We start from the raw sequence: 13,393 nt of genomic DNA on the forward strand, positions 1-13,393 counted from the left end.
GAGGATGGGGAAAGGCACGCCAGCAAGGCGCGAAGCGCAGCCGGACGAGCGCTAGAATCCGCTCTGGATGCGGGAGAAGACGAGATCGGTGAAGATGGATATCTGGGCGCCGATAAAGGGGGCCGAAATGGCGATCGTCACGAAAATCGCCAGGATTTTCGGCACGAAGGTCAGGGTCATTTCCTGAACCTGAGTCAGCGCCTGTACGAAGGCGATGACGACGCCCACGATCATGGCGGCAAGCACCGCCGGTCCGGAGGCCACGATGACCGTCCAGATGGCTGCCTGCGCTATATCGAGGGCGTCTGCCTCATTCACGTTTTGGTTTCGCTTATCTTCACGCCCGGTCCGATAACGAGTTTTTCGCCCGAATCGAGCTTCGCCACGATGCCGTCGTTGTATAGCGTCACTTCCTTGACGACACCAGTGATCTTGCCGTCCTCGCTGGTGACGGTGCGGCCGATGACGGAGTTGGCTTCCTGCAGCGACGTGCGCTGCAGCAGGCTTTCGAAATTCTTATTCGTCTTGATGGTTTGCTCGACCTGCGAGAAGGTCGCAAGCTGCGCCATCTGCTGGGCCGAATCCATCGGCTCCGTCGGATCCTGGTTTTTCATCTGCGCCACGAGCAGCTTCAGGAAGCTCTCGTAGTTCAAGGTCGCCGACTTTTCGGCGGTCGAAGCCTCGCTGCCGGAGGTCGCCTGGTTGGATGTGGCGGTGCTCGTTGCGCCGACGGGCGTTACCATGGTGCGATCTCCCTACGGATCTGCTCGATCGTGGCCGGTGCCATTTCCTGATTGTTGAGAATGCGATCCTCGATCGGGTAGAGCCCGCGGATGGCCTTCAGCGCCTCGAAGGCGCGGCCTTGGGTAACGAGCGCATCGACGCGCTTCAGTTCGGCCAGCACTTCCTCGTTCTTGAAGCACGACAGCAGCATGATGACCGACTTGCGGAACATGGCGATCGACTGCTCGGCGCCTTCCGGATTGATCAGCGCCATCTGCGCGATGAAGTAGAGCTGACGGAGCGGGGTGGTCGCCTGTTCCGGCTGCAGGACGTGGTTTTCCAGGAGGAAGGTCACGTCGTTCAGGAATTCGATCGCTACCTTGCGATCAACCCTGAGGACCGCGCCGTTGACAAAAATGCGTTCCCCGGACTTCAGCGATATACGCAGCGTACTTTTCATTTGATTCCATCCTTGATGATGGTTGTGATGTCGATGATGCCCTGGAAATTCGTGGATTCGCGTTTGCGGATCTTTTCTATTTCCTTGAGAATCCAGATGGCGATCGAGATCAGATTGGCCCGGAGCTCGTCATCGAGCTGGTTTTCCGGATTTCCGAGATCTTCGATGAAACGAATCCAGACGCGGCGCGTGTAGTAAACGGCTTCGACTGCTTCCTTGCCGTAGTTTCCGCCGCGGGCCGCGTTTGCCACTTCCAGGAGCGCAATCGAGCGCTCGAGGACCTGCCGTTCCCGATCCTTCGAGACGGCGACGCCCTCCTCCATGATCTCGGCATATGAAAACTGGTACATTCAGACATCCTTCATGTGTGTCCGTATCCTCTGGTTCATCAGAGGTAGTTCAGCAGGCTCAGGTTCTGGATCCGCGAGGTGAGCGTGTAGGCAAGCGAGAGCTGCGATTCGAGTGTGGTTACACGCGTCGCCGCCTCGTAGGTATCGATGCCTTCCATATCCTTGATGCTGGTGCTCAGGATGGTGATCTGCGCATCGAGCGAGGTGTTGGCCTGGCTCACGCGGGATTCCGAAATGCCGAGCTTCGAGCGTTCGCCGTCGATGCCGGAGACCGCACGCCCCATATAGTCGATCGCCGCATCGCTCACGACCTTGCGGGACGCCTCGGAGATGTTGAGCGCCAGCAGTTCCTGGCCGATCACCAGACCGAGCGCCATATTGCGCATGCCGGCCACATTGGTGTTGGTCGAGCTCTGCACCGTTTCAGACGCGCTGATGCGGCTGTTCATGTTCTCGCTGGACGCATTCGACCAGTTGTTCTCCCAGCTCACGCCGCTCATGAAGTCCGTCTCGAGCGAATCGATGAAGGACTGCATGTCAGCGGGATCGATGGAGGAAACGGCGCTGTCCGTCTGGTCGAAGGTGAAATGCGCCAGGAAAGCAGCGTCGAAGGCGGCCTTGGCATCAGACACCGGGGACGTCTGGAAATAGTCGTTGAACGGCATCACGTCGGAATTGATGCCTGCAAACAGGTATTCACCGCTGAAGGAGGTGTTTGCGGCGGCCGTGAAGGTCGACAGCGCATCACCGATATTTTTCTGGGCGAGCTGGAGCTGATCGGCGGACGTGATGCCCGAAAGCGCGATCAGCACGCCCATGGCGTCGTTCGCCGCGGTCGACATCTGGCCGAGCGCCTCCTGGGAGGCGGCAAGGCGCTGGGTCGTCAAGGCGTTGGTGCTCTTCAGCGATTCCATGCGCTGCAGGTCGCGGTGAAGGTTGAGCGTGCGGGCGGTCTTGGCGCCAAGCTCCGCACCGACATCCGCATGGCGGCCCGTCACGGACTCTTCCTGGACCTTCAGCATCTCCTTCTGCGCGCTTGCGACCGTAATGCGCATAGCGTTCTGGAGGGACATGTTGGAAACGAAAGAAGCTTTCATAGCTTAGCCTGCCGCCTGGAGAAGCGCGGTGATCATTTCATCGACCGCCGCCACGAGTTTTGCCGACGCCTTGTAGGATTGCTCGAGATCGAGCAGCAGCGCGAGTTCCTCATCGAGGCTCACGGACGTCACATTCTGGAGCGCCTCCTGCGTGCGTCCAAGCAGCGCCGCCTTGTCGTCGCCCGCCGTGGTCGCCGCGCTGCGCAACTGCTCCAGCCAGCCGACCGAACCGGTCGAGAAGGCAAGGATCGTCGCCGTCGTATCGATCGCCGCATCCGCGTCGAAGGTCATCGGCGTCTCGAAAGCCGCCGTATAGCTCTTCAGCAGTTCCGAGAAGCTGGCATTGTTGCCGATGTTGAACGTGTCGTTGATACCGTCCCGCAACAGCATGGCGTTGCCGCCCTGGCTGGTGATAACGGCCGGATTGACCTTGATCACCGCGCCGAGGCCGGGCGAACCGACCGTCGGGATACCGCTCCAGGTAAAGAGACCGTCGGTATCCACGAACGTGCCCGAGCCGGCGGGAGTCTCGATGCTCTCGGAGAACATCGAGATCAGGCCGCGCGAGATTTCATCGAGCTGGTTCTGGAAAATCGGAGCGGCTTCGTCGCGCAGCTGCAGAAGGGCCGCAATGGAGCCCTGGGCGCTGGTATTGCCGCCCGCACCCGCCTGGACGGCCACGCCGTCGATATAGATCGGGTTGCCGGTGACGGCAGCCGTGTATGTGGGGGTCGGCGTGAAGGTGACCGTGCGTGGTTCGGTCTCGAACAGCACGGTGCCGTCGCTCGTGTAGAGCGCAAGATCGTTGTTCGTGCGCTTCAGCGTGCTGACGCCGACGATCTGCGAAATCTGCGTCAGCAGCTTGTCACGCTGGTCGAGCGCATCGTTGACGTCGGTGCCGGCGGCCGTACCCTGCTTGACCTGGTCGTTGTAGATCTTGAACTCGGACAGCAGCCGGTTGAGTTCCGTCACGGCCGTACCGATATCGGCATCCGCCTCGGCGCGCATCTTCTGAACGGCAAGCGAAGTGCTGTTCAGCGAGTTGGCGACATCCGTCGCATCGGCGATGACCGTTTCGGCAAGCGACACTTCGTTCGGCTTGTCGGCGAACGCCTGAAGATTGTCGCGCAGCTTGGAAAGATAGGTGGACGGGGCGAGTTCGTAGTCCTCGCCGCCGAGCATCATCTTCATGCTGGTCAGCCCCGTCAGGAGCGTATCCTGTGCGGAAGACTTGGAGATGCTGATGAGGTTCTGCTTCAGCAGCGCCTCGTTCTGGGCCCGCTGGGTTTCGACGACCGAGGCCCCGGTCGCGGCGGTTGCGAGAACCGCCGACCGGCGCGCATAGGACGCGTCGCTTGCATTGGCAATGTTCTTCGACGCGACGGCCGATTGCAGGCCTACGTTGGAGAAGCTCGACTGAGCAGTCTTCATTGCTGTTGAAAGCGACATCGGATTTACCTAACTCTCGACTGCGCGCGGGGTTCTGGCCGCATTATCTCTTCAGGTTGACGAGGGTTTCCATGAGTTCCGAACCCGTCTGGAAGACCTTCGAATTCGCCGTGTAGTTACGCTGCGATTCGATCATGCTCGTCAGTTCTTCGGCGATATCGACGTTGGAATCTTCCAGCGCGCCCGAAATGATGCTGCCGTAACCGTTGGTGCCGGCGTAACCCATGACGACGACGCCCGATTCGTTGCTCTGCGAGTAGACGTTGCCCGGCAGCGGCTTGAGGTTGTCAGGGCTCTGCACCGAGGCCATCGCGATACGGTACTTCGGGGTCAGTTCGCCATTCGAGTATTTCAGCGAGAGGACACCGTCGTCGCTGATCTCGTAGCCGGTGACCTTGCTGGCCGCGTTACCATCGATCTTGCCGTTGGAAACGTCGAAGTCGGAGGCGAGCTGCGTGGAGCCGCCGATGCTGATTTCCAGTTCCGCGAGTTCCGCGCCGCCGGTGGTCTGGGGCGTGGTCGTGATGATCGCTGGCGATGGGCTGGTCAGCTTGCCCGCGGAATCGAAGACCATGGCAATCGGGCCAGCGATCGACGTGCCGTCGTATGTTGCCTCGACCGTCCAGTTGTTGTCCGACACCTTGGTGTAGTTGAATTCGATCAGACGCGAATTGCCCTGGCTGTCATAGGCCTTGAGCGACGTCTTCTTCTCGTAGCCGTCGTCGGCATTCGACGGCAGGTTGACGTCGAGCGCACCTTCGGCCGAGCCCTTGGCGTTGAGTTCGCCGGAAGAGAGGTTGATTTCTCCCAGGCCGTCGAAGCCGTTGACGACGATCGTCGGGTCCTCGGTCGAGGAATATTCATAGCCCATCAGCGTGAAGCCGGCGCTGTTCTGCAGCGTGCCGTCGTCCATCGGCGTGAAGGCGCCGGCGCGGGTCATGTATTCCTGGCCGTCGCTGCCCTGGACGATGAAGAAGCCCTTGCCGTTGATGGCAAGATCCGTCGACGACGTCGTGTAGGTGAAGGTGCCCTGCGCGGAGATGGAGTAACGCACATCCGTGGTCACGCCGCCCGAATTGTAGGCGCCGCCCGTGGAAGGCAGAATCAGCGAGGAGAACTGGGTCGAGGCCTTCTTGTAGCCCGTCGTGTTCGCATTCGCGATGTTGTCGGCAACCGTGCTCAGGCGGTTCGCCTGTGCGTTCATGCCGGAAACACCCGTTCTCATCGTACCGTAAAGGCTCATGTCAAATCCCCGTTCGTCTCGTCACAACGACCCTATGAAACGGGCCTTGCGTGAAGCTGGCTGCCAAGGTGATCTGCCGGGGTCCGCCGTCCCGCCAGATCGCGCGCTTTCTCAGCCCTGCCAATCGATGCAGTAGCCAAGGAAACGCTTGGAATCGATCGGATCGAAACCGAGCTTCTTGCGCAGCTTCTTGCGCAGCTTGCTGATGTGGCTTTCGACCACGTTTTCCTCGACGTCCTCGTCGAAAATGCCGTAGATCGCGTTGAAGATCTGCGTCTTGGAAAGACGGCGGCCGCGGTTGGCGACCAAATATTCCAGGATGCGGCGCTCGCGGCGCGGCAAGGGGAATATCTCGTCATTGATCTCGGGATCGCGACCGTCGGAGAACACCCGGATCGGGCCGATCTCCGTAAAATTGGTGAGCGCCTTCAGGCGACGCCGGATGGCCGCCGCGCGGGCCAGGATTTCCCGCGGATGGACCGGCTTGCGCACGACGTCATCGACGCCGCTGTCAAACAGCGCAAGGGTGTTTTCCAGGGACGGCGTATCGCTGACCGCGATCACCGGAGCCTGCGAACGATCACGGATCGCCCGCGGCAGTTCCATGCCGTGCTGGCCCTGACCGATCAGGAATGCCTCGACCGCATCGATGTCCGAATCGGCGGCGGTGTTCACCCACTCGCCGAATTCACGGGGATCGAACCCCGTCGAGGGCACGCCCTCGCGACCAAAAAGAGAAGTATAGCCGTCTTTCACGAGCTCGCGCTCATCAACCACTACGATCATTCGTCCGCCTCCGAATCAGTGTGGTGCTTCGTTCAGGCAGTGGTACGAATCGGGCGAATCACCGGCAACTAGAGAAAGTGACTGGGTGAATTTAACAGTTGATTAAGAATTGCGTGCCGATTTGACCTACATATAGTAGCTATCGACGCCTTTCGCCACAATTTTGCGGTGGAAAAGTTAACAAAGGTTAACGAGCAGCCTTGCCGCACCAAAAGAGGGCGCATTCCTGCCACATTACGACACAGGTCGATGAGCACCAAAAACATCAACTTTTAGTAGAATTACTGGCAAAACGCTTTCGCGTTTGTCGTCCAGCTTCCATAGCCCGTCGCAACCAGATTTGCGATCACCCTGCAGACATAACGCTTCTGCGCAGGGTCGTTGTTCGGGCCCGCATGATAGCGGGCGACGGCCATGGTCCAGGTCTCATGCCTGGCGTGGAGACGCGCAAGGAAGGATGCCGCATATTCGACATTCTTGCGCGGGTCGAACATTTCCGCCGGCGACGTAAACTGGTCGCCGTGGAAATGGTGATTGATCTGCATGCAGCCGAGGTCGATCAGCTTGGCGCCACGCGCCCGCGCCGCCTGGAAGGCCTGCAGCGCCTCTTCCTGGCTCCGGCCGAAATAGGCCTTGCCCTCAATGTTCATGGCATAGGGCTGCAGTGATCCCTTCCGGCCGGTCTCGGTGAGACCGACGGAGTAGAGGATGCCGGCCGGGATGTCGTACTTTGCCGCCGCCGCTAGGATTTCGCGCTCGCAGCTGCCCGTGGAGGCGCTTACATCAGAGGTAGACGCCGCCAGAGCGCACAGGCTGGCCGCCAGCGAGGCCAGAAGCGTTTTCCGACGTAGTGCCGTCATGGGAGGTTCCTTCGCCTGCGAAAGTGCGTGTGCCGTCTCCATTGCCGCCCTGGCGGCCATTGCCGCCTTCACGGGCCTGCGGCTGGCTGGAGAACTGCTGCTGTTGCTGCTGGGTCTGACCGTCGCCCTGCTGCTGGCCGCTGCTGCGGTCGACCGGCGACAGCTGGACACTCACCTGATCGACGGCAAAGCCGTGACCGCGAAGCGCCTTTACGATGCTCTCCTGATCGTCGCTGAGCTGGCGATAGGCTTCGGCGGTATCCACCTGCAGAGAGACGACGAGCGCATCGCCATGCAGCCGCAGCGTCGCGGTCACCATGCCGAGATCGACCGGCTTCATCTGGATTTTCAGCGTATTGACCACCTTGCCGGTCACCGCCGCCTCCGAATGGCTGAGGCCGCTGGTCGCGCTGAGCGAGGCCGCCCAGTTCGGGTCCTGCGCGATGGCCGTCGTCACCGCGCCGGCATTGCCCGTCTGCGCAAGACCGATATAGCGGCGGGATTCGAGCACGGTCACGGTTTCGACCTTCGCAGCCGTCGCCTGGTTGGCGTCGCGCACGCTCGTGCGCTCGCCGGTGCCCGAAATGCTCATGTCGAGATCGCGGCCCTTGCCGTCGGCGCGGATCAGCCGGAAGAGTTGGTCGGTATCCGATTCGGACACGTCACCGGTTTCCACCGGCAGCGTGGCGTCCGACTGCGCAGCGGCCTGCCCCTCGCCCCGAGCGGCTGCCAGCATCTCGGCCTTCGCTGCAATCTTTTCACCTTGCGGCGCCTTCCCGTCCGGCGTAGCGCCGGATGCCGCGACCTGCGCCGCAGCGCCGATTACAACGGCCTGCGGCATGGCAGCGGGAGCGGCCAGCATTTCCAGAAGATTGCCCACATCGGTCTTGCCAGGCGCGTCTGCGCCATCCTGCCGAACGTCCTTCGTCTCTTTGGTATCCACGAGGTCTGCGGACTGGTACGCACTTTTCGTGTCCTTAGCGTCTTTCACGTCCACCGAAACAACGGAAGACCCGTTTTCGCTTCTCGTGCCTTTGGCGTTTTCCAACGCTACGAGGAGCTTGTCGACGCTCCGCGGCGTGTCGGCCGGCTTCGCCTCGGGCTGATCGCCGTCTCGCACCATCGCCTTGTCCGCAACCGGATCGTCCGTCTTGGTCTCGGGAAGCGCCCGCTGGCCGGCATCGTCCGTACGGGCACCCGCCCCTTCCGCAAAACGCGCGCCGTCCTGCTTCGAGGGGGATGCGGCACTCGCTTCCTGCAAGGCCTCGGCAAGTGCGGCAAGGTCCCGCTGACCGGTCTTGTGCGTGCCGGCGGCATGTTCGGTCTGGATCTGGTTCTGGCTCGTTGCGGCGATCGATATCCGCCCGCCCTTGCGGCCGCCGTCACCGTCGCCGTTCCTGCCCTGCAGGTTCGCGATCGTGCTGGCGAAGTCGCCCTTCTGCGCAGTGCCCGTGGCCTTGCCCTGGGCGGCCTTGCTCTTGGAGGACGTCTGCCCCTGCAGGACGCCGTTAATACCGTTGCCGATGGTGCTCAACTGCCTTCTCCTTTCAAGAGCGCATCGATTGCGTCCAGCTTGGACCGACCGCTCGACACGAAGGTGTCGAAAGCCGGATCGACGCCCGCCTTCTCCTGCTGCTCTTTCTTCTCCGTCTCGGGCTCGGTGGCCGCGATCGGGATTTCCTGCGCGCCTGCGCGCGGATCCATTGCCCGGTCGGCCGTTTCAGCCTCGCTCAGTCCTTCATAGGAAGAATCCTGTCCCTCCGCCGGAAGCGCCACCGGGGTCTCCGGAACGGTCTTCTCCACCGCAGCGCTCTGCGGCACCCGCAGCACTTCCTCGGCCACGGCCTTCGCCGCCGCTTTCAGCGCCTGATCCTTCGGCGATAGCTTGTCGTCGGGAACGGCCGCGATGGCTTCCATGGCCGTGGCGACATCGCCTGACGGCACCGAGGCAAGGCCCGAGTAGAGATCCGCCAAAACCTTGGGAACGCTTTCGCCGTCATCGGACAACATCTGGGCGCGCGTGGCGGCAAGCGTGGCAAGCTTGTTCTTCCCGGTAATCGCCGCAAGGCGCGCCATGCGCAGATAAACCTCGCGCTGGCGCGGCACATCCATGAAGGACAGAACCTCCAGAATGTCCTCCTCCTTCAGCGCGTCGAAATGATCGACGGCGAGTTTTACGAAGAGATCGGCAAACTGGCTGGCATAGGGTGAGCGCAGGTAGCGGCGCGCATAGCGGTTCGCATAGACCATGCTCTTGTCGATCCAGCCGGACTCGCTGGTGATGAAGATGGAGCGCCGCAGTGCCGCCTCCTCGACGATCGTGCCCGGCGCGACGAGCCTGGCCCAGTCGAAGTACGTCAGCGCCAGCGCCGGGTCCTTGCGGATGACAGAATTGGCCGACACGAGAGCAAGATACGGTCCGACGCGCGAGCGCTTGTATTCCGGGAAGATTTCCGCCAGCGATCTGACGCTCTGGGTGCCACGGCCCGAGAGATAGGCCCGCAGCGCATCCGTCAGCCGGGAATCGAAATGGCCGGCGACGTCCTTCTTGATCAGAAGCTCCAGCGTCTCCGGGTTGCCGCCGCTCATGGCATAGACGAGCGCCGCATCCACGTTGCGCGGATCGTCGAAAACAGAGGATTCGGCCGTGCGCAGCCGGTCGTCGATGGTGGTGAGCAGGAAGCGCTGCATCTCCATGGCCGAGTGATCGCCCAGCGCCACCGTGTCCTGCACATATTGCAGCGACCGGATCATCTTGTAGGGCTCGAGATCATCGAGACCTTCGGCACGCGCGGATGCGCCGCCGGCGAGCGCCACGCAGAAAACCGTACCCGTCAGGAGAAGGCGACGAAGAAGCCCCATCGATCAGCCGCCTTCGGCCTGGATGAGGATTTCGATACGGCGGTTCGCATCGGCCATCGGATCGGCCGGAACCTTCAGGCGCCGGTCCGCAAAGCCCGTGACCTGGCTCACGCGCTTTTCCTCAAGCCCGCCGCGCACCAGCATGTAATAGGCGCTCTGCGCGCGATCCATGGAGAGCCGCCAGTTGTCGTTCTTTCCGCCGGCGAAGGGCCGGGCGTCGGTATGGCCGCGAATGGCGATCGCGCCGGGACGGCTTTCGAGGATCTTGCCGATCTTCTCCATGGCCAGCACCATCTCCCGCTTGGGCAGCGCCGAGCCGATGTTGAACATGGGCGTGTCCATCTGGTCGGTTAGGCTGACGAGCAGGCCGCCTTCGGCAGGCGTCACGGTCAGGCCCTCCGCCAGCTTGCCGAGCGCGCCGATCTCCTTGGTGATCTCGGCCTTCAGCTTGCCGGCGTCTTCGTCTTCCTTCGTCTTCTTTTCTTCGGCAATCTTTTCGGCGTCGGCCTTTTCGCTTTCGGCCTTTGCAGCTTCCGCCTTTTCGGCGTCGTCCTTGGCCAGCGCGTCCTGTACGGTCTTGTCGCTGGCGACGGCGACCTGCTGGCTCGCCTTGCCTTCGCTGCCGGCACTGGTCGCCTTCGAAATATCCACCTGCTGCGTCCAGAAGTCGGGATCGAACGGGTCGCGATAGGCCTCGCCACCATCCGCTCCGGTCGCCGGGCCGGACGTGGCAGCACCACCCTCGCCCTTGGCGCTCACATTGGCCTGCTGGCCGACCTCCTGCGCAATCTCGGAAAGAACCGAATAGGGGTTCTCGAAATAGTTCGCCTCGGAATATTGCGTCTCCTCGCCGGCCGAGGTGCTTTCTTCCTTGCCGTTCTCGGCGCCGTTGCCGGCGGCCTGCTTCTGGCCGGCTTCCTTCGACTTGTCCTGCGTCGCCTCGCCTTCCGCGCTGTTGGCGGGTTTCTTCACCGACTTGTCGGCCGGCTTGTCATCGGTCAGCTTGATCGGGTTGAAATAGGAGGCGACCGAAGCCTTCGTCTCCTCGTTTGCCGCGTTGACGAGCCACATCACGAGGAAAAACGCCATCATGGCCGTCATGAAGTCGGCATAGGCGATTTTCCAGGCGGCCGAATGGTGGTCGCCGTCATGATCGCCATGGCGCTTGACGATGATGATCTCGTTCTTGCCGTGGTGGTGATTTTCGCCTTCGCTCATGCAAGCACCTTGCGTACGGTATCAGCCCAGGCCGACATCCGCGTTACCAGGACGGTTTCGCCATACTCCACCGTCAGATCGACATCCTGCGCTTCGACATGCCGGAAGACCGGCGCGGGGTCCTCGAAACGCGCTTTCAATTGCTCGAAGAGGTTTGCCGGCCCCTTCACCGTGATCGTCACGCCTTCGCCGTCCTGCAGCCCTTCGGCAATCATGCGCGCAAGATCCGCGACGGCCCCCTTCGTCAGGATCTGGTTCATGACCGGGGCAAGCACCTGCGCGGTCTGGGCGGCGACGACATCGGCCACTTCGCCCGTCAGCATCGAGAAGCGTTCGGCGAGCGCCCTGGCATAGTCCTGCTCGTAGCGCAGGCGCTGGTTTTCCAGTTCGGCCTTGTGCGCTTCTTTCAAGGCATCCATTTCGGCGTCGAATTTGGCGTGAAGCTCAGCCTCGGCCTCCGAGCGTCCCTCTGCAAAAGCGGTGGCGCGCTCGGCTTCGACGTCAACCGGCGGCAAAGCGAGCGGCATTGCGAAAGGTTCGGCAGCGATCGTGCCTTCATCCTCTGTGCCGAAGCTCGGCGGCTGGAAGGTCGGGGCCTTGGCGCGCGGTGGTGCGCCGAAATCCTTCAGGTAGCGGGCGAGTTGTGCGCTCATGCGCCCTCTCCCGGCTTCGCCGCGTGCCCGGCAAACGCAAACGAAGCCCGGCGGATGGACCGCGGGCCGCTATGACGCTTGCTCTCGAAAACACTGGAACCTGACAACACCGCTGACCTATCTCCACGGACACAGCGCCTTCCGGGAGGCGAAAGGCGCACAATCTTCCTGATCGTGCCACCGAACCTAGGCGTTCAAACTTGTGCGAGGATGAAGATGAAGGGTGTTGGGCCGCGCCAGGGCAAATCGCGCGGCCCAACCGCCCGTCCCGGCCGATGACCAACGGCCGGGCGGATTTCGAAACGCTTCCGCCCTTACTGGCGGAACAGCTGGAGGATGTTTTCGGCGCTCGAATTGGCGATCGAGAGCGACTGGATGCCGAGCTGCTGCTGGGTCTGCAGCGCCTTGAGGCGGGTCGATTCCTCGTTCATGTCGGCATCGACGAGACGGCCGATACCCTTGTCGATCACGTCGCCGAGGGTCGCAACGAAGCTTTCCTGCATCTCGATGCGCGTGGTGATCGCGCCGAGCGTGGAGGCGGCATTGGTCAGGTTCTTGAGCACGGCGTCCGTGACGCTGATCATGCCGTCGATTTCCTCATAGGTCGTATCGGCCCTGAGGCTAACCACGGTATCATCGTCGGGATTGCCGAGATCGTCCATATTGATGATCGCGTACGGACCATAGGCTGGCGGATCCGTCATGACGTCGGCAAGGTCGATCGGCTTGGTGAGATAGCCGCGGGTCGGATCCTCGATATCGATCAGCACGGAATTCTCCGTATTGAAGTCGAGCGTGGCGACCCTGACATTGCCGTCGGCGCTGCGAACGAAGGAGGCAACAACGGATTTGGTGCCGAGCGGATCCGTACCCGTATTATAAAGCCAGTTCTCACCCGAGAAGGAGGCCGACTGGGCCGCCGAGATAAGCTGGTTCTTCAGTTCCGTGATTTCATCGTTGATCTTGGTCTTGTCGACGCCCGGTTCGCGGGCGGCGACCAGCTTTGCCTTGATCTCGCTCATCACGTCGATGACATTTTCCAGCGACGTATAGGCGGTGTCGACCTTCGCAGCACCAAGACCCAGCGCATCGGCGACCGTCGAGATCGCGCGGTTGTCCGAACGCATCGTGGTGGCGATCGACCAGTAGGCGGCGTTGTCGGCGGCGGTTTCGACGCGCAGGCCGGAGGAAACGCGCGCCTGCGTCGTTTCGAGACTGTTGTCGATGGAACGGAGGGTCTGCAGCGCCGCCATGGCGGCGGAGTTGGTCAGAATGCTGGTCATTGGACTTACCCTGAATATGTGTCGGTGGGACATGCCGGAGTAAGCGGGGACCGGTAACGAGGAGAGTGCTCATGCGTCCGGCGCCGCTCGTTTGCCCTGGGCGCCAGTCCATCGTTCTTAACAAAGAGTTAACGTCGAATGGTTAACAAATGGTTAACGGCATTAACGATTCAGCAATAAACATGAACAAAGGATTACCAGCCGATGGCCATTTCTTACCTAAGAATGCCCCATTTCAACTTTTAGGCGACTATCATGCAGGGCCACCATGCCTGAAAGTGGCACAAAGCCGTGCCAAACCGGCAAGCTTGCGTATCACGGCAGGTCAAAAACCAAAGAAAATTGCAAGGATGTGTTGCATCGCGTTAACGCATTTTTAGAACTTGCTGCTTAGAACTTTCATTAGTTG

The 13,393-nt window shown here is 61.4% G+C and carries 14 protein-coding genes; all 14 read right to left on the reverse strand.

Features of this window, described 5'->3' with window-relative positions; all coding sequences use genetic code 11:
* Window positions 1–51 precede the first annotated feature (51 nt).
* A complete protein-coding gene (fliQ, locus tag MUU55_RS11890; RefSeq protein ID WP_244760985.1) occupies window positions 52–318 on the reverse strand; it encodes a flagellar biosynthesis protein FliQ in 267 nt (88 codons plus the stop codon).
* On the reverse strand, window positions 315–743 hold the full coding sequence (flgD, locus tag MUU55_RS11895; RefSeq protein ID WP_244760986.1) for a flagellar hook assembly protein FlgD: 429 nt from the start codon (window positions 741–743) through the stop codon (window positions 315–317). The genes fliQ and flgD overlap by 4 nt, the downstream gene beginning before the upstream one ends.
* Window positions 737–1,183: a flagellar biosynthesis repressor FlbT gene (gene flbT / locus MUU55_RS11900; protein ID WP_244760987.1), complete on the reverse strand. Its 447-nt coding sequence runs from the start codon at window positions 1,181–1,183 to the stop codon at window positions 737–739. The genes flgD and flbT overlap by 7 nt, the downstream gene beginning before the upstream one ends.
* Complete coding sequence (gene flaF, locus MUU55_RS11905) at window positions 1,180–1,533, reverse strand: flagellar biosynthesis regulator FlaF (RefSeq protein ID WP_244760988.1); 354 nt, start codon at window positions 1,531–1,533, stop codon at window positions 1,180–1,182. The genes flbT and flaF overlap by 4 nt, the downstream gene beginning before the upstream one ends.
* Before the next feature lie 38 nt (window positions 1,534–1,571).
* Window positions 1,572–2,630 (reverse strand): flagellar hook-associated family protein, encoded by a 1,059-nt coding sequence (locus tag MUU55_RS11910; protein ID WP_244760989.1) that lies wholly within the window; start codon window positions 2,628–2,630, stop codon window positions 1,572–1,574.
* Between the two features lie 3 nt (window positions 2,631–2,633).
* The gene (gene flgK / locus MUU55_RS11915) at window positions 2,634–4,079 is read right to left on the reverse strand and encodes a flagellar hook-associated protein FlgK (RefSeq protein WP_244760990.1); all 1,446 of its coding nucleotides are present in this window, start codon (window positions 4,077–4,079) and stop codon (window positions 2,634–2,636) included.
* Window positions 4,080–4,122: 43 nt separating this feature from the next.
* Window positions 4,123–5,322 (reverse strand): flagellar hook protein FlgE, encoded by a 1,200-nt coding sequence (locus MUU55_RS11920; RefSeq protein ID WP_244760991.1) that lies wholly within the window; start codon window positions 5,320–5,322, stop codon window positions 4,123–4,125.
* 111 nt (window positions 5,323–5,433) lie between these two features.
* On the reverse strand, window positions 5,434–6,108 hold the full coding sequence (rem, locus tag MUU55_RS11925) for a transcriptional activator Rem (RefSeq protein WP_117368215.1): 675 nt from the start codon (window positions 6,106–6,108) through the stop codon (window positions 5,434–5,436).
* Window positions 6,109–6,389: 281 nt separating this feature from the next.
* Window positions 6,390–6,968 (reverse strand): transglycosylase SLT domain-containing protein, encoded by a 579-nt coding sequence (locus MUU55_RS11930; protein ID WP_244760992.1) that lies wholly within the window; start codon window positions 6,966–6,968, stop codon window positions 6,390–6,392.
* Window positions 6,892–8,502 (reverse strand): flagellar hook-length control protein FliK, encoded by a 1,611-nt coding sequence (gene fliK, locus MUU55_RS11935; protein ID WP_244760993.1) that lies wholly within the window; start codon window positions 8,500–8,502, stop codon window positions 6,892–6,894. The genes MUU55_RS11930 and fliK overlap by 77 nt, the downstream gene beginning before the upstream one ends.
* Window positions 8,499–9,830, reverse strand: a complete 1,332-nt coding sequence (gene motC / locus MUU55_RS11940; protein ID WP_244760994.1) for a chemotaxis protein MotC — start codon at window positions 9,828–9,830, stop codon at window positions 8,499–8,501. Before motC ends, fliK begins: the two co-directional genes overlap by 4 nt.
* A 3-nt stretch (window positions 9,831–9,833) precedes the next feature.
* Window positions 9,834–11,048, reverse strand: coding sequence for a MotB family protein (locus MUU55_RS11945; RefSeq protein ID WP_244760995.1), 1,215 nt, complete (start codon window positions 11,046–11,048; stop codon window positions 9,834–9,836).
* A complete protein-coding gene (locus MUU55_RS11950) occupies window positions 11,045–11,701 on the reverse strand; it encodes a hypothetical protein (RefSeq protein ID WP_244760996.1) in 657 nt (218 codons plus the stop codon). Before MUU55_RS11950 ends, MUU55_RS11945 begins: the two co-directional genes overlap by 4 nt.
* Window positions 11,702–12,015: 314 nt before the next feature.
* A complete protein-coding gene (locus MUU55_RS11955; protein ID WP_244760997.1) occupies window positions 12,016–12,984 on the reverse strand; it encodes a flagellin N-terminal helical domain-containing protein in 969 nt (322 codons plus the stop codon).
* Window positions 12,985–13,393: the final 409 nt, after the last annotated feature.

The organism is Shinella curvata (assembly GCF_022899935.1).
GTDB lineage: Bacteria > Pseudomonadota > Alphaproteobacteria > Rhizobiales > Rhizobiaceae > Shinella > Shinella curvata.